15 protein-coding genes are annotated in these 15,010 nt (G+C 71.8%); 9 read left to right on the forward strand and 6 right to left on the reverse strand.

What is annotated here, in order from left to right; genetic code table 11:
* Nucleotides 1-178: 178 nt before the first annotated feature.
* From OG788_RS40980 to OG788_RS40995, 4 genes are all read left to right on the forward strand, one after another.
* Nucleotides 179-1,210 carry a medium chain dehydrogenase/reductase family protein gene (locus OG788_RS40980; RefSeq protein ID WP_406375992.1) on the forward strand — a complete coding sequence of 344 codons (1,032 nt, stop codon included), beginning with the start codon at nucleotides 179-181 and terminating at the stop codon, nucleotides 1,208-1,210.
* Between the two features lie 231 nt (nucleotides 1,211-1,441).
* Nucleotides 1,442-1,825 (forward strand): DUF2267 domain-containing protein, encoded by a 384-nt coding sequence (locus OG788_RS40985; protein ID WP_266764567.1) that lies wholly within the window; start codon nucleotides 1,442-1,444, stop codon nucleotides 1,823-1,825.
* A 625-nt stretch (nucleotides 1,826-2,450) separates the two neighbouring features.
* Nucleotides 2,451-5,561, forward strand: a complete 3,111-nt coding sequence (locus OG788_RS40990) for a BTAD domain-containing putative transcriptional regulator (RefSeq protein ID WP_406375993.1) — start codon at nucleotides 2,451-2,453, stop codon at nucleotides 5,559-5,561.
* A 161-nt stretch (nucleotides 5,562-5,722) separates the two neighbouring features.
* Nucleotides 5,723-6,439 carry a DUF4232 domain-containing protein gene (locus OG788_RS40995; RefSeq protein WP_406375995.1) on the forward strand — a complete coding sequence of 239 codons (717 nt, stop codon included), beginning with the start codon at nucleotides 5,723-5,725 and terminating at the stop codon, nucleotides 6,437-6,439.
* Nucleotides 6,440-6,615: 176 nt separating this feature from the next.
* On the opposite strand, the gene OG788_RS41000 is transcribed toward OG788_RS40995, so the two are convergent.
* Nucleotides 6,616-6,948 (reverse strand): putative quinol monooxygenase, encoded by a 333-nt coding sequence (locus tag OG788_RS41000; RefSeq protein WP_406375996.1) that lies wholly within the window; start codon nucleotides 6,946-6,948, stop codon nucleotides 6,616-6,618.
* A gap of 269 nt (nucleotides 6,949-7,217) precedes the next feature.
* On the opposite strand from OG788_RS41000, the gene OG788_RS41005 reads away from it, so the two are divergent.
* The 3 genes from OG788_RS41005 (at nucleotide 7,218) to OG788_RS41015 (ending at nucleotide 8,894) form a co-directional block, all read left to right on the forward strand.
* Nucleotides 7,218-7,952 carry a hypothetical protein gene (locus OG788_RS41005; RefSeq protein WP_406375997.1) on the forward strand — a complete coding sequence of 245 codons (735 nt, stop codon included), beginning with the start codon at nucleotides 7,218-7,220 and terminating at the stop codon, nucleotides 7,950-7,952.
* Nucleotides 7,953-8,019: 67 nt separating this feature from the next.
* On the forward strand, nucleotides 8,020-8,667 hold the full coding sequence (locus tag OG788_RS41010) for a DUF2975 domain-containing protein (RefSeq protein WP_406375998.1): 648 nt from the start codon (nucleotides 8,020-8,022) through the stop codon (nucleotides 8,665-8,667).
* On the forward strand, nucleotides 8,667-8,894 hold the full coding sequence (locus OG788_RS41015; protein WP_406375999.1) for a helix-turn-helix domain-containing protein: 228 nt from the start codon (nucleotides 8,667-8,669) through the stop codon (nucleotides 8,892-8,894). The genes OG788_RS41010 and OG788_RS41015 overlap by 1 nt, the downstream gene beginning before the upstream one ends.
* 79 nt (nucleotides 8,895-8,973) lie before the next feature.
* On the opposite strand, the gene OG788_RS41020 is transcribed toward OG788_RS41015, so the two are convergent.
* From OG788_RS41020 to OG788_RS41040, 5 genes are all read right to left on the reverse strand, one after another.
* Nucleotides 8,974-9,645 carry a VOC family protein gene (locus OG788_RS41020; protein WP_406376000.1) on the reverse strand — a complete coding sequence of 224 codons (672 nt, stop codon included), beginning with the start codon at nucleotides 9,643-9,645 and terminating at the stop codon, nucleotides 8,974-8,976.
* Nucleotides 9,646-9,725: 80 nt separating this feature from the next.
* Nucleotides 9,726-10,511: a phosphatase PAP2 family protein gene (locus OG788_RS41025; RefSeq protein ID WP_406376001.1), complete on the reverse strand. Its 786-nt coding sequence runs from the start codon at nucleotides 10,509-10,511 to the stop codon at nucleotides 9,726-9,728.
* Nucleotides 10,512-11,465 carry a YihY/virulence factor BrkB family protein gene (locus OG788_RS41030; RefSeq protein ID WP_406376002.1) on the reverse strand — a complete coding sequence of 318 codons (954 nt, stop codon included), beginning with the start codon at nucleotides 11,463-11,465 and terminating at the stop codon, nucleotides 10,512-10,514.
* Complete coding sequence (locus tag OG788_RS41035; protein WP_406376003.1) at nucleotides 11,465-13,219, reverse strand: diacylglycerol kinase family protein; 1,755 nt, start codon at nucleotides 13,217-13,219, stop codon at nucleotides 11,465-11,467. The genes OG788_RS41030 and OG788_RS41035 overlap by 1 nt, the downstream gene beginning before the upstream one ends.
* 380 nt (nucleotides 13,220-13,599) lie before the next feature.
* Nucleotides 13,600-14,097: a lamin tail domain-containing protein gene (locus OG788_RS41040; RefSeq protein WP_406376004.1), complete on the reverse strand. Its 498-nt coding sequence runs from the start codon at nucleotides 14,095-14,097 to the stop codon at nucleotides 13,600-13,602.
* Nucleotides 14,098-14,330: 233 nt separating this feature from the next.
* Here OG788_RS41040 and OG788_RS41045 point away from each other — a divergent pair, with 233 nt between their 5' ends.
* Entirely contained in the window at nucleotides 14,331-14,645 is a 315-nt protein-coding gene (locus tag OG788_RS41045; RefSeq protein WP_406376005.1) for a DUF6400 family protein, read from the forward strand.
* The gene (locus OG788_RS41050; RefSeq protein ID WP_406376006.1) at nucleotides 14,632-14,889 is read left to right on the forward strand and encodes a hypothetical protein; all 258 of its coding nucleotides are present in this window, start codon (nucleotides 14,632-14,634) and stop codon (nucleotides 14,887-14,889) included. The genes OG788_RS41045 and OG788_RS41050 overlap by 14 nt, the downstream gene beginning before the upstream one ends.
* The last annotated feature ends 121 nt before the right edge of the window (nucleotides 14,890-15,010 follow it).

A 15,010-nucleotide genomic window follows, 5' to 3' on the forward strand; every position in this document is an offset into this window, starting at 1 on the left:
GGCCCCGTCGGGGCGGCGGTGACGGCCGGGTCCGGTGCGCGGGACTCGCGTGGCATCGCGGCCGAGGTGATCGAGTTAGACCCTATAACGAAAGTTCTTGACGGTTGCCGTGGTCGAGTTATAGCCTCTAACTAAAGCGAGAGCAGATAACTCAGCGCGGAGCGCAGTGGAGGTCGTCATGAACGCCGAAGGGCTCGTCGAGGTCGTCCTGCCGGGCAAGGTGGAGCCGGAGGGGCTGGAGATCCGGCACGGCGCCGTGCCGGTGGCGGGCCCCGGCCAGGTCGTGATCCGCATGGAGGCGACCGGAGTCTCGTTCGCGGAACAGCAGATGCGCCGCGGGCGGTACTACGACCAGCCTCCGTTCCCCTTCGTGCCCGGCTACGACCTCGTCGGCACGGTCCTCACCACCGGCCACGGCGTCGACCCGGGGCTGGCCGGCACGCGGGTGGCCGCTCTGGTCAAGGTCGGCGGCTGGGCCAGCCATGTGCGTGTGGAGGCGGCGGACGTGGTGCCGGTGCCCGACGGCATCGGGGCGGCCGAGGCGGAGACCGTGGTCGTCAACGGCATCACCGCCTGGCAGATGCTGCACCGCAAGGCGCGCGTCCGCACCGGCCAGACCGTTCTGGTGCACGGCGCCAACGGCGGCGTCGGCTCGGTCCTCGTCCAGCTCGCCCGTGCCGCGGGCGTGAAGGTGATCGGTACGGCCTCCGCGCGCCACCACGACGCCCTGCGGGAACGGGGCGTCACGCCCGTCGACTACCGCACCGAGAACGTCGCCGCCCGTGTGCGCGAACTCGCCCCCGGCGGGGTCGACGCCGTCTTCGACCACGTCGGAGGCCGCAGCGCCGTCGACTCCTGGAACCTGCTCGCCCCCGGTGGCACGCTCGTCGCCTACGGCAGCGCCTCCACCCGGGACGACACGGGGTCCAAGCAGGGACCCGTGCTCAAGCTCCTCGGCAGGGTTTGGCTGTGGAACACCCTGCCCAACGGCCGCCGTGCCTACTTCTTCAACGTGTGGGCCGGCCGGGCCCTGTCGAAGAACCGGTTCCGGGCCCGGCTGCGCGCCGACCTCACGCAGGTCTTCACCGCCCTCCAGCGCGGTGACGTGACCGCCCAGATCGCCGCCCAACTGCCGCTGACCCAGGTCGCCGAGGCCCTGCGACTGGCCGAGTCCGGCACCGTCGCCGGAAAGGTCGTCCTCAACCCGTAGGACCGCCGGGCACCGTCTCGCCCGGCTTCTGCGCGGGCGGGGGCCGTCATCGGCGACGGTGACGGGCACCGAGGTGACCTTCAGGCTGCGACGGCTTGGCCGCGCGGGCCCGGCAGCCCCGTGTCAGGGTTGTTGCAGGGCCGCGAGGCCACGTGACCACCAGGATCTCGGGCCGCCAGGCCTTCATACAGCCGAGCCGTCGGACGGACGAGGCAGAAAAGGAGACAGCGCGTGGAGGAGAGGGAATTCATCCAAGCGGTGTCGGAGCGCACGGGTCTGTCGCGGCAGGAGTCGGCCGATCTGACCCGTGCCACGCTGGAGACGCTCGCCCACCGACTGAGCGGGAGCAAGGACCGCTCACTGGCGCTGGAGCTCCCGGAAGGCCTGGCCGAGGCCGTTCAGCGAGGGGCCACCTCGGCCATCGAGGTCTTCGGCTACGACGAGACCGTACGGCGCGTCGCCGAGCGCAACGTGCTCAAGAAGGAAGAGGCCGACAGCGGCGTCCGCGCGGTGCTCGTGACCCTGCGCGAGGCGATCAGCGAGCAGGAGTTCGGCAACCTGATGTCGCAACTCGGAGCGGAGTTCTCCAAGCCGGTCGAGGAATTCGTCGGCTGACTCGCCGGGGCGTCGCCGCAGGGACGCGATTCGGGCACTTTTACCGCGTCCGGCGCAGGGGCACGATTCAGGCAGTCACGCCACCGCGTCCGGCCAGGACGACGCCTTTCGAGGCGGACGGGCCCACAGCACCGCTTTCACTCGCCGTCCCCTGGCGGCACGGGTTCGCGCCACGACCCGGGCCGTGGGCCCGGGCCCGGCAGTCCGCACCGGCCCCGGCCCCGGCCGGTCCACCAGCCCTGCGGTCCCGGCACCTTATGCCGGGACCGCAGGGCTGTCGGCACGACCGTCTCCGGGCCGTAAGCGCCCTCGGCGGCCCGGGCCGTCGGCATGCCTGCCCCGGGGCATGGATGTGCTCCGGCCATCCGCGCTCGGCCCCGTACCGGCCAGCCACCCGTTCTCCGGCACGTCCCGCTCGCGCGGGCCGGTCGCCCCGGTGGCTCCGTGCGCGCCGATAGTTCCGTCGATCCCTCGGCTCGAGCCGGTCCAGCAAGGGCAGAGGCGTCCCGCGGCCCGTGGCCGGACACCGACCTGGCCCGTCGGCGGGCCGCCGCACCCCCGATACCCTGGAACTTCGTCCTCATCTCCGACCTCGGGTGCCTCCCACCTGGAAGGGATCGCGCCCGTGGAGTTCCGGCTGCTCGGCACGGTGTCGGTCGACACCCTCGCGGGACCGCTGCCACTCGGCCCGGCCAAGCGCCGCAGCCTCCTCGCGGCGCTGCTGCTGTCGGTCAACACGCCTGTGCCCGTCGCCCGTCTGACGGACTGTCTGTGGGACGACGCGCCACCGCTGCACGCCCGGAGCGTCATCCAGGGGCATGTGTCCCAGCTGCGCGCCCTGCTGGCCGGTGCGGACGCCGCCGCCTACGGGGTCGAACTGGCCACACTCGGCGACGCGTACACCCTGCGGGCGCCGGAAACCCTGCTGGATTCACAGCGGTTCGAGGAGCTGCTCGCGCTGGCCAGGGAGCAGCAGGACGCGCACGACGCCGTACTGATGCTCAAGGACGCCCTGTCCCTGTGGCAGGGCCCCGCCCTCGCGGGCGCGTTCCCCGGCCCGCCCCTTCAGGCGGCCGCGCACTCGCTGGAGGAATCGCGGCTGGTGGCCGTCGAGCAACTGGCCCGTGCTCACTCCGCGTTGGGGGAGCACGACCGCGCCGCGGCCGTCCTGCGCGCGGAAGCGGTCGCCCACCCCATGCGGGAGCCGTTGGCCGCGTCCCTGATGACCGCGCTGTACCGGGCCGGACGCCAGTCGGAGGCGCTGGACTGGTTCCACCGCACGAGGCGGCTGCTCGTCGACGAACTCGGCGTCGACCCGGGGCGCGAACTCGCCCAGGCGTACGCGCTGATCCTGCGCGGCGACCAGGTCCAGCAGGGCGGGCCGGACACGTCGGCCGACCCGGTCGCGGCGCCGGCCGCGGGGATACCTGACGGGGCCGGCCGCCAGGCCGCCGAGTCCGGCCGGAACGCGCCCGGATCCCGAACGGCGGGACATGAACCGACAGGACCGAGACCGACGGGACGCCAAGGGCCCGGTCGTCAGGGCTCCTCCGGACATCATGGCTCCGGACGGCAAGAAGTGGTGCACCGGGCGTCCGTACTGCAAGGGCTCACGCATCAAGAGTCCGTGCGTCAAGGGGCGGGAGAGCAGTCCGGGCCGCACGGTCCACGCCCGGTCGCCGCGGCCGCAGACCGCGCGTACGACTCGCCGGCTGGTCTCCCTCCGGCGGCGCCTGGCGACCGTAGCGACGGACACTCCGCCTCAACGCCCGTACACTCCAGGCCCGTTGTTCTCCCGCCCCTGGTCGGGGGCCTGCCGTACCCTACGGATCTGCTGCCTCGGGCACCCCGCGGTTTCCACGGGCGGGAGGCCGAACTGGCCGCGCTGACCCGCGCCACCGCGGCCGAGGGACCCGTCTGCCTGGTCACCGGGCTGCCCGGGGTGGGCAAGACCGCGCTCGCCGTCCAATGGGCTCACCGCAACGCCGACCTGTTTCCGGACGGACGGCTCTTCGCCGACCTGCGCGGATTCAGCGACACGGGCGAACCCGAACTCATAGAAGTCCTGCGCGAGTTCCTCCCGGCGCTCGGCGTGCCCCCGCGCCGCGTGCCCGAATCGGCGTCGGCCGCGGCCGCGCTCTTCCGTTCCCTGACCCACCGGCGCCGCCTGCTCGTCATCCTCGACAACGCCCGTGACTCCGCCACCGTCCGCGCGCTTCTGCCGGGCGGCGCCGACTGCGTCACCCTGGTCACCAGCCGGCACCGGCTGGACGGTCTCATCGCCTCCGAGGCGGCCGGTGCCGTCCCGCTCGACAGTCTCGAACCCCAGGACGGCACGGCCCTGTTGGCCGGCGTCGTCGGCAAGGACCGCGTTCTCGCCGAACCGGTCGCGGCGCGCAGACTCGCCGAACTGTGCGGCGGGCTGCCCCTCGCCCTGCGCGTCACCGCCGCACGGCTGGCCGGCCGCCCGCAGTGGACGCTCGCCGACCTCGCGGACGAACTCGCCGACGAGCGGAGCCGCTTGACCTATCTCGACGTGGACGACACCAGTGTCTCCGCCGCCCTGCGACTGACCGTGCAGCAACTGCCGCCCGACGCACTGCATCAGTTCGCCCGGCTCGGCCACCATCCCGGCGCGCACTTCGACCCCTTCACGGCCGCGGCACTGGCCGACACGGACCCGCCCGTCGCCGCCGCGGCACTGGATCGCCTCGCCGCCGCGCACCTGGTCACCGAGACGGCACCCGGCCGGTGGGAACTCCACGATCTGGTACGTCTCTACGCCCGCACGCTCGATCCCGGATCCGGACGCGAGGCCCTCACCGGCGTCCTCGACCACTACATCGCCACCGCTCTCGCTGCCGCCGACACCGCGCAACCGGGCGGCGAACCCTGCTTCACGCTGCCCCGAGGCTTCCGGCGTCCCGCCGCCGTACGGGACTTCACCGACCGGGCGGCGGCCATGCGCTGGCTGGCCACCGAGCGCGACGACCTGGCCCTGGCCGTCGGCGCGGCCCGGGCCGCCGGCCTCGACGACCGCGCCTGGCGCATCATCCTGCTCCAGTGGCCCCAAGTGGTGTGGCGGGTAAGGGACAACTGGGTTCCGCTGCTGAACATCGCGCTGGAATGCGCGCGTGCCCAGCGCGACCCGTATGCCCAGTCGCGTGTGCTCACGTTGCTCGGCTGGGTGCTGAGCGAGGAAGGCCGGCCGACCGAGGCACTCGCTCTGCTGGAAATCTCGCCCCCGCTCGCCCGGCAGGCGGGCGACCGGCTCGGCGAGGCGACCGCGCTCATCAATCTCGCCGTCGTCGAAGCCGGGCAGGGCGACCTCGGGGCCGCGCTGGAGAACTGCGCCCGGGCCATCGCGCTGGCCCGCGAGGAACCGGACGCGCACACCGAGATGCTCGCGCTCCAGCACCTCGCCCGGATACAACTCACCGCGGACCAGCCCCGAGAGGCGCTGCGATCGGCTCGTACGGCACTCGATCTCGGCCCCGAGCACGAGGAGGCGGCCCGGCGGGCACTGCTGCTGACCGTCAGCGGGGAGGCCCAGCTGGCGCTCGGCGCCGACAGCGAGGGAATCCTGCTGCTGGACCGGGCCGCCGGGGAGGCCGAACGCGCCGGCTACGACGAGGGCGCCGTACAGGCCCTGGCGGCGCTGCTGCGGGTCAACCCGGGGGCGGACTACCGCAGACGGTACGAGGAAGCGGTGCGCCGGATCGCCGACGACGGGTGACCTCCGTGTGCGCTCGGTCACATCACGGACGTCAGTGGCACGCCAGTGCGACGTCAGCGTGACGTGAGCGCCAGGCCCAAGACTGATGCATGTCAGCAGTTCAGGGACGGCGCGCGCCCCATGGCCCGGCGTTCTCCGCACATCTTCTCGGGGGATCCTTCGTGAGCACCATCCGTAACCGCACCACTCTGTTCGCCGCCACGACCACGGCCATGCTCGCCCTGGCCCTCACCGCCTGCGGGCAGGACGGCACCGGCACGAAGACGTCGGGCCCGGACACCAGCGGCTCCCGGAAGGCAGCTTCCTCGGGGACGACCGCGCGGAACGCCGGCAACGCGAAGGGCTCCGGCACCACGGGCGGTTCGACCGGCGCGAAGAACTCGACCGGTTCCGGATCGGGTTCGGACGCGGCGTCGGGTTCGGGGTCCGACTCGGGCTCGGGCAAGGCGTCCGGCTCCACCCCTGCGTGCACCACCAAGGACGTCGCCATCAGCGCGGCCCACCAGGGCGGCCCGCCCTACACCCACATCGTGCTGACGGCCAAGAACACCTCGGGCCACAGCTGCCGCATGAACGGCTTCCCCGAGATCCAGTTCCTGGAGAGCCACCGGGAGAACGTGCCCGCCGTCGCCAAGAGCAAGCCCGGCGTTCCCGTCGTGCTGGCCGCCGGGGCACCCGCCTACGCTCTCGTGAGGCTGTCGGACGGCGGCAAGGACGAGGACACCGAGCCTGTGACGGCCTTCTCGGTCATGATCGAGGGCGGCAGTGGACTGGCCACCGTGAGGGCTCCGGGCGCCGACGGCATCGCCGTCGACTCCGCGAAGTGGGCCACCGGCTACTGGACCCACGAACTCCGCAACGGCGCCGACGACTTCTAGGCCAGGCCTGGTCGCCCGGGTTCACCGCCCGTTCCACACCGCCCGCGCAACACACGGTCGCATCCACTCGCCCCGAGGCCGCCCACCGGCCCCGGGGCGAGTGAATGCGACCGTCGTCGTGAACCGGACGGGGCTGCGGCCACCGCCCGGAACCGCCCCGGAACTGCCCCTGGTCCCTAGGGCTGTTCCTCGACTGTCATCTCGCCCAGGAGGGACCAGTCGTCCTGGTCGATCTTCATGTTCACGATGCGCGGGGTCGCGACCAGGTGCCCGGGAAGCGCCTGCTGCGCGGCCTTGAAATGGTCGGACTGTACGTGGGACGCGCCGGCCTCGTCGTCCCGGAAGGCCTCGACCAGGACGTACTCCGTCGGATCGTCGAGACTCCGGGACCAGTCGAACCAGAGGCAGCCGGGTTCGGCGCGGGTCGCCGCGGTGAAGTCGGCCGTGATCTCGGGCCACCGCTCCGCGTCCTCGGGGCGGACACGGAACTTGACGGTAATGAAGATCATGAAGGCTCCTCGGTCGGTGTCGAGCCATTCTGTGCCGTCGGCGGCGGTTGAACACCATGGGCCCGTAGGCCGACAGAGGGAACCTCCGCAAGGAGGTCTGTCGTGTCCGGCGACGATCGCTCGTCCGCATCGGATGCGATGCATCGGATGCGGTGGGCCAGATGCGGTGCGGCAGTGCGCCGGACCGGTGGGCAGGGTGCGTGCTCGGCAGGTCCCGCCGCCCCCGAACACGGATGCGTGAGCTGTCGGGCGCGAGTGACACTGCACTCATGTATGACCACAACACCCCGCCCCCCTCCCGCTACGGTCGGCTCCGCGTCGAGCGCGGCGACCTCGCCCCCGCCGCGTGGCTGGAGCAACGGCCGCCAGGCGAGGGCCGGTTCGGCACCGTGGCAGGAGTGTGCGCGCCCGGCTTCGAGGCGTACGCGCGGATCTTCCACCCGGCACGGCTCGGCGCGGAACCCGTCCGCTGGGACCGGGTGGCTCCGGTGTACGGCCGGTCGGTCACCGCCGCGACATGCTGGCACGCGTTGATCGGAGTGAAGGACGAGGACCGCCTCGTCCACCGCAACGAGGACACGCCCGCGGTCCCCGGCGTCTGGGACGAACACCCCCATGAGGGCCCGACTCCCGCGGACGTGGCCTGCGCACTAATCCCCGTGCTGTCCCGGCACACGGGCACCCCTGACCGGTGCTGGTACGGACTGTGGGAAGGCTACGGCCACTACGCGTGGGACGGCGTCCCCGTTTTCCGTACGCCGGGCCGCGACGAGATCCTGCTCTCCGGCCCCCTCGATGACGCCGACTCACCTCAGCGGGGGTCTCACGAGGGAGTCCCCGAGATCCCTGACCTGTGGTGGCCGGAGGACCGGACCTGGTGCGTGGGCGGCGATGTCGACCTGGTGAGCACCTACGTCGGCGGCACCGCGGCCTGCGTCGCGGACCTTCTCGCGACGCCGGCCCTGGAGGCGTACGAACTCGACCCGACCTCCCTGGTCGATTGATCTTGCCGAGCCCCGACCGGGTGTGTATCGTTTTTCGATAACATCGATAATCGATACGGGGGTAGTCATGGCAACGGTGCGTAATCCGCTGGAGCCGATGTCGAGCGCGGTCAAGGGCATCGTGACGCTGATGGCGGTGCTGATGGTCGCGGGCGTGGTCGGTCTGTTCGTGGACGGCGTGAACGTGCACGTCTTCGGCATCGGTGAAAAGTCCGTCTGCGTCATGGACGAGTCCGCGACGGTGGGCGGCGGCGAGGTGCCGCCCATGGAGTTCAAGCCCGCACCGGGAGCCACGATCCAGTTGGACGCCCACCCGAACTACTGCACCGACGACCCCACTACGGCCCAGAGCCTGCTCCACACCACGGGCCTGGTGCCTCCCTTCGTCTTCAGCGTCGGAGCCTTCCTGCTCGTGCTCAGATTGATCAGGGGTGCGGAAGGAGATGGCCTCTACACCGCGCGAACCGCGGGACGCCTGCGCACGCTGGGCTGGTGGCTGCTGGCCGGCAGCGTGATCGCCGCGATCACCGAGTCCACGACCGAGCAGTCTCTCGTCCACTCCCTGAGCCGGAACACCGACGACAGTGCCGTCACCGGCCTGTTGACGTGGGACATGCCCTACATGGCGATCCTCACCGGCCTCGGCGTCCTTTCCTTCGCCCGGGTCATGCGCATCGGCATCGCCATGCGCGAAGACCTCGACGGAACGGTCTGATGTCCGAGGACAAGGAGGAGCACGCGATCGAGGTCCATCTCGATCGCCTGCTCGAAGAACGCGGGATGACCTTGGCCGAGCTCGCCGATCGGGTCGGTGTCACGCACGTGAACCTGTCGATCCTGAAGAACGGCCGGGCGAGAGCAGTCCGGTTCACCACCCTGACACGGCTCTGCGAAGTGCTGGAGTGTCAGCCGGGGGATCTCCTCAGCCACCGCCCGCACTGAGGCCACCGCACGCACTGAGTACCGGGCCCGCGCGAGGCTCGCGGCATCGGCCGATTCCAGGGTCGTTCGGCGGGCGTTCTCAGTCGCGGTCGACCGCCGTGCAGACGCAGACCCGGTTTCCCTCCGGGTCGGCGAGCACGGTGTACGACGGGGAGTGGGAATCGTCGACCACGGTGCCCCCGGCGGCGACAGCGGCCGGAATGCGCGTCCGCGCCGCCTCGGGGGCCAGCCACAGATCCATGTGCCAGCGCTGGCGCGGGGTCTCGTGGGCGTCGGTCGGCTGGAACCACACGCCGGGGACACGGTTCGTCGGGTCGAAGACCGAGTCGTGCACCGTGTTGCCGGCGTCTCCCGTGAGCAGCGCCGCCCAGAAGGGGCCCGCCGTCGCGTCGTCCGCGGTGTCGAGCCCGATCTCCACCTGGGCCACCTCGTCCGGGGTGGCTGTCAGCCCGTGTTCGCGGGCCAGCCCCGAGATGACGCGAGCCAGGTCGAGGTCCTTCGGGGTGACCCAGCGGGCACCGCTCGCGTCGACGCTGTACAGGCTCACATCGACCAGACCGGGCCCCAGCCTGATCTCCGGAACGTCATGCCCGGCGGCGACCGACGCCTGCGCGACCGCGCCCACGAAAGCGCCCCCGGAGCCCGCGTCTGTGGCCCGGTATCGGGCGGCGAGAGGCTGAGCGAGCTTGCGCCAGTCGTTCAGTCCGTTGGCGATCGATTCCAGAATCTCGCGGTTGCCGACCTTGTCCATGGGCCCATGCTTCCAGACCGCCGCCGACGCCACGCGGCAAGGTGTCCAAGGAACCGCCACACGTGGCGAGTGCCCCGCGCTCACCCGCCGGACGCCCCCGGTTCCGGCTGTTCGTCGGTGAGTTCGGGCTCCAGACCTTCGGCGACGTCGGCACGGACCCGCCCCGCGTCGGCCCGCCAGGCCTCGAACGCCCAGGTGGTGAGGGCGACGACGGCCAGACCAAGCAGCCAGCCGCCCACGACGTCGCTGAACCAGTGCACGCCCAGGGCGACGCGGGTGAAGCCGACTCCGAGGACGGAGACCACGGCGGCGTACCAGCAGAGCGTTCGCCAGGAGCGCGGCACCATGGGCAGCAGGACCAGCAACAGGATGGCGAACGAAGTGGTGGCGGTCATCGCGTGGCCCGACGGGAAGGAGAAGCCGGGAGCCCGCGCCACGGGATCCTCCAGCGACGGACGTGCCCGTTCGACGACGGTCTTCACCAGCAGCCCGATGAGGCCCCCGGCCACGGCCGTCACGGCGGACCAGGCGGCCAGTCGCCACGCCCGGCGGTACAACAGCCAGACGGTCAGCAGTCCCACGGCCGTTCGCAACGTGAGCGGATCCCAGACCCAGTCGGACAGGAAGCGCAGCGTACTCGTCCAGGCGGGATGGTCCAGGGCGATGCCGTGCAGCCGCCGGGCGGCGCCCGCGTCCAGCAGGCGCAGGGGCTGCCACTGTCCCTCGACGAGGACGAGGAGCAGCCCGAAGGGGACCGCGGCGATCGCGGCGACGGCGGCCGAGCCGAGGAGCCGGACGCCGAATCGGCGGTCGGCCGTCCGCCGCCGACGCTCGCGCAGGCTCCGGACCGCGACGCGCGCTGCCATTCAGACTCCCGGGTCGGGGTGGATCGGACCGGGACGCCGGGCCCGTGAGGCCTCCAGCTGCGCGGCGAAGGACAGTCCGAGGAACAGGGCGATCGAGGTCAGGTAGGCCCAGAGCAGCAGCGACATGAAGGCGCTGAGCGGGCCGTAGACCGTGTCGAAGGAGCCGCTGACCCCGAGGTAGAGACTCAGCAGCCAGGTCAGCGCCGTCCACAGCACCAGATACACGGCGGCGCCGAAGGCCAGCCAGGTGTACCCGGGCTGCCGTCGCCGGGGCGAGCGGCGGAAGATCGCACTGGCCGACATGAGGGCGAGGAGCAGCCCGAAAGGCCAACGCAGCAGGTCCCAGGCGGTCTTGGCACCTCCGTCGAGGTGATAGACGGTCACGACCGCGGACGCCAGATCGCCGCCCGCCACCATCAGGATGAACCCGAGGCCGAGCGGGATTCCCGCACTCAGAGACATCACCAGGCCGCGCAGATACTTCAGGTGGAAGTCGCGGTCGCGCTCGTTGCCGTAGATCCGGTTGGCACCGCGCTCTATCTGGCACATCGCGGTGGTCACGTTGACCAGGGAGAAGGCGAGGCCGAACCACAGGGCGACCTGTGCCCCGTCGCCCGCCTGGTGCCGGCTGCGGCGCAGCGCGTCGTCGACGACGTCGGCGCTCGGGCCCGCGGCGAGCCGGCGGATGGTCAGTTCGGCGACCCTGCCGACGTCCTCGGTGTGCAGTGCCGAGGAGAGTCCCACGAACGCGATGGCGAGCGGGATCAGGGCCAGCACCGTCTGCAGGGCGAGGGCACGGGAATGGCTGAACCCGTCGGCGTAGCGGAACCGGATGAACGCGTCGCGCAGCAGGGGCCAGCCGCCGTAGCGGCGCAGGGACGCCAGCGCATCGTCGGCGGAGAGCTCGTCGCCGGTCATGTCACGGGTCTCGGGGACTTTGGTCGCGGTACTCATTACTTCCCCCGGGGCGGCAGCAGAACGGTCAGTGCGCCGGGCCTGACCTCGGCGGTGAGGCGTCGGCCGGTACCCACCGGATCCCCGTCGAGCTCCCGGGACTGCGGGGTGTCGAAGGTGAGTTCGGCGCGGCGGAAGGTGAAGAACTCGACGGGGACCCTGCTTCGGGCGTCGCCCTCGGCCGCGAGGGTGTGCACGGCGGACGGCCGGGACGGCCTGGCGCGGCCGCGCAACAGCGTCCCCAGGGCGCGCAGCCAGCCGCCGGGGCCGCGGGGGTCGAGGACCAGGAGGTCGAGCAGCCCGTCGTCGGGTCGGGCGGCGGGCAGCAATGTCACCCCGCCCTGCACGGTTCCGACGTTGGCGAGGAGCACCATACGGGCCGTGCGGCGGAAGGCGGGGGAGTCGTCCAGCCGGATGGTCACCCGCATCCGGGGTGTGCGCAGCGTTCGGACGCCCGCGAGGACATAGGCGGGCCAGCCCAGGGCAGCCTTGGCGTGCTCGTCGGTGTGTTCCATCATCTCGGCGTCGAGGCCGGCCCCGGCCATCGCGGCGAACCGGGTGGCGGTCAGGCCGTCGCCCTCGACGCTCGCCAGGTCGAGACGGTGCGGACTGCCGCCGAGCGCCGCGTCGAGTGCCGCGGTGGGGGAGAGCGGCAGACCGAGGTTGCGCGCCAGCAGATTGCCGGTGCCGCAGGGCACGATGACCAGCGGAACATCACGGTCGGCCAGGGCGTCGGCGACCGTGCGGACGGTCCCGTCCCCGCCGCAGACCACCACCAGCGTGGCGCCCTCGCGAAGGGCCTGGTCCGTCTGTCCGGCGCCCGGGTCGTCCGCGGTCGTCTCCAGGAACACGGGGTCGCGGTGGCCGTGCCGTTCGAGGACCCGCCGCAGCTCGTTGCGGGCTGCCTCGTCGGTCACCGTGGGATTGAGGATCACGGCGGTCGCACCCGGGCGCGCCTCGCCGCCGCGGGCGTCCGGGGTGCGTGCGGCCGGTACGGCGCCCGCCGACGGCGGAGCGGTCACGGACTTCTCGACGAGCAGGGCGCGTCCCACGATCAGCAGGGACAGGCCACCGTTGGCGACACCGCCCAGGACGTCCGTGGGGTGGTGCATGCCCCGGTAGAGCCGGGCGGCACCCACGAGCAACGGCAGGAGCAGCAGCAGTCCGCCCACGATCCTGCGCCACGGTCCGCGGATCCGGGAGAGCGCGAGCACCGCCAGACCCGCGTAGAGCGCGGTCGCCGCGCCGGTGTGCCCGGAGGTGTAACTGGAGGTGGGCGGCGAGGCGTCGAGGCGGTCCACGTCGGGCCGGTTCCGGTCCACCGACTCGGTGATGGCCAGGAAGACCAGCGACTGGAGCGAGACGGCGACGGCGAGGAAGATCGCTTGGCGCCACATCGGAAGACGGGGTATCAGGAGCAGGCCCAGGCAGGTCGCCAGCGTGATGGCGATCACCGTGAGGGTGTTGCCGGCCTCGGAGGCGACGGAGGACAGCGTGGTGAGTGTGCCGGTGCGGGCCCGTTCGAGGCCTTCGTTCACCTTGTCCTCGGCCGTGATCGGCCACAGTCCCCGGGCGGGACCGGTGACCAGGAGTCCGAATCCCACCATCAACGCCGCCTGGCAGACGGTGAGCGCGGCGATGCGCGCGGCGGTCCTGCCGGTGCCCCGGGGTGGTGCGAACGAGCGGGCGGGGCCGGTGGCTTCGGTTCGGATGCCGGGTATGGCACCAGGTCGGTCCGGCACGGCGGTCGGCATCGCGGCTCCCAGGGGTCAGCGCGGTGCGGCTGGCTTCGGCCCGGGCCGCGCTTCCTCCCGGGTCCATCGCCGTTTGCCCCGGAACGTCACGGACAGGCCTGTCCCGGCGGGGAAATGCGCGGAGGCCCCGGCCTGGAGCGGGTGTCCCGCGGAGGGGCGCTGATCCGGGGAGAGTGGCTCGCCGTCCCTGGTGAGGCGAGCCCGGCCGGATCGGGCGTGACGTCCAGGAGACTGCCGAATGTGGTGAGCAATGGCCGGAACGACGGGTCGGACCCGCCCCAGGCGGAGCGCGTGCGCGCCGGTGCACCTGGGGCGGTCGTTCCTGGCGGGCCGGAGCCCGAGCCCGTCGCCGGACCCGTCAACGGGCCCTGGCGGTCGGCTCAGTCGTGATACGTGATGTAGCCGTTGTTGTCACGGTCGTTGGCCGACTTGGTGTACGAGTGGACGTCGGCGCCGGCGCCGGACGGCTTGTACAGCTTGATGGTGTCCTTGTCGTTGTTCCAGATGAAGTTGCAGTTCTGGCGGTAGACGACGTTGTTCGTGTCCGAGTCGGTGCCGTGCCCGCCGCGGAGCTTGATGTAGTCCCCGGGCTGGAGGTAGTGGTTCGCCGGGAAGGTGAACGTGTTGCCCGTGGCGTCCTTGACGCGGTAGCCCTTCAGGTTCACCGTCGCGCTGGACGAGTAGTTCTTGATCGTCAGGTACTCGCTCTTGCTGTTGCCGGTGGAGCAGCTGTTGGAGTCCGAGCCGGGCGCGTCGTACTGGACGCCCTTGATCTTCAGCGCGGACGAGTACTCGGTGGCCTGCGCCGGGGCGGCGGCGACGGCTGCGAGCGTTCCGGCAGCGGCGGCGGTGACAGCCAGGGCATTGCGTATACGCATGAGGAATCCCCCCTCAGTGGTGCGGATGGAGCCCCAGGAGCATACCGAGGGCGTGACCGCTGAGTGACGGGAGTGTGGGGGAAACGTGAACACCCTCCCCTGGTGAGGTCCCGCGCGGGCCGCCCGGCGGGTCGGCCGTCCCGCCGCGGACCCCGCCGTCATGCCGCCGACCTGCTGTGATTTGCCCCACCTCCCCTTGTCGCGACAAGGAAGGCATACCTAAGTTCTGTCCCATGGCCCCACAGAATCCCCCGCTCCCCGACGGCCCCGGCGAGGCCGGCGGCCCGCGCCCCACGGGTGCCGGCCGACCGGACGCCCCCGCACTGGTCGACTTCACCATCGACCTCGCCGCTCAGGAGGTCCTGCGGCAGGCCCAGGTCCTGTCCGCCCTCGGCTCCGACTGGGACCCGATGGAGGCACTGCGCGGAGAGGAGGCCGCGTACGCCCTCCTGTACTCCGGTCTCGACGACGAGCAGCAGCGCGTGTACGACGACCTGGTCGCGTCCGGCGTGCTCCCGCGGCGCGGAGACGGCAGTGCTGCCGCTTGATCCCCAGGCGGACGCCGGGCGCCGCGCCTGGGTGAGCTGTCCGAACTGTGCCGACAGCCATGGGTGCGTGGCCTGCGAGCAGCGGCGGTCGTGCTCCGACCACTGGCGCTATCTGCTCTCCACCACCGGCAGTCTGCTGCACCTGCAGTGCCCGTCGTGCACCCATGTCTGGGTGCACGAGACCGGATTCGGGGCCACCCGCTCCCTGTGGAGCCGGATCCGTACCGGCCGCCCGAAGCGCTGACCTACGGGCCGGCGTCGCGGGCGGGGCATGAGACCCGCCCCCACGGGACCCCTGTTTCACGGCGGGGATATCCTCAGGGGCCCAGGCGGGTCGAACTTGTCCGATGCGCCGCTGTGGGAAG

It is taken from the genome of Streptomyces sp. NBC_00647 (assembly GCF_045207245.1).
Classification (GTDB): Bacteria; Actinomycetota; Actinomycetes; order Streptomycetales; family Streptomycetaceae; genus Streptomyces.

Coding starts and splice junctions, on each gene's coding strand:
- OG788_RS40980 (WP_406375992.1), top strand. CDS start 179: ATGAACGCCGAAGGGCTCGTCGAGGTCGTCCTGCCGGGCAAGGTGGAG.
- OG788_RS41000 (WP_406375996.1), bottom strand. CDS start 6,948: ATGATCTTCATTACCGTCAAGTTCCGTGTCCGCCCCGAGGACGCGGAG.
- OG788_RS41005 (WP_406375997.1), top strand. CDS start 7,218: ATGTATGACCACAACACCCCGCCCCCCTCCCGCTACGGTCGGCTCCGC.
- OG788_RS41010 (WP_406375998.1), top strand. CDS start 8,020: ATGGCAACGGTGCGTAATCCGCTGGAGCCGATGTCGAGCGCGGTCAAG.
- OG788_RS41015 (WP_406375999.1), top strand. CDS start 8,667: ATGTCCGAGGACAAGGAGGAGCACGCGATCGAGGTCCATCTCGATCGC.
- OG788_RS41020 (WP_406376000.1), bottom strand. CDS start 9,645: ATGGACAAGGTCGGCAACCGCGAGATTCTGGAATCGATCGCCAACGGA.
- OG788_RS41025 (WP_406376001.1), bottom strand. CDS start 10,511: ATGGCAGCGCGCGTCGCGGTCCGGAGCCTGCGCGAGCGTCGGCGGCGG.
- OG788_RS41030 (WP_406376002.1), bottom strand. CDS start 11,465: ATGAGTACCGCGACCAAAGTCCCCGAGACCCGTGACATGACCGGCGAC.
- OG788_RS41035 (WP_406376003.1), bottom strand. CDS start 13,219: ATGCCGACCGCCGTGCCGGACCGACCTGGTGCCATACCCGGCATCCGA.
- OG788_RS41040 (WP_406376004.1), bottom strand. CDS start 14,097: ATGCGTATACGCAATGCCCTGGCTGTCACCGCCGCCGCTGCCGGAACG.
- OG788_RS41045 (WP_406376005.1), top strand. CDS start 14,331: ATGGCCCCACAGAATCCCCCGCTCCCCGACGGCCCCGGCGAGGCCGGC.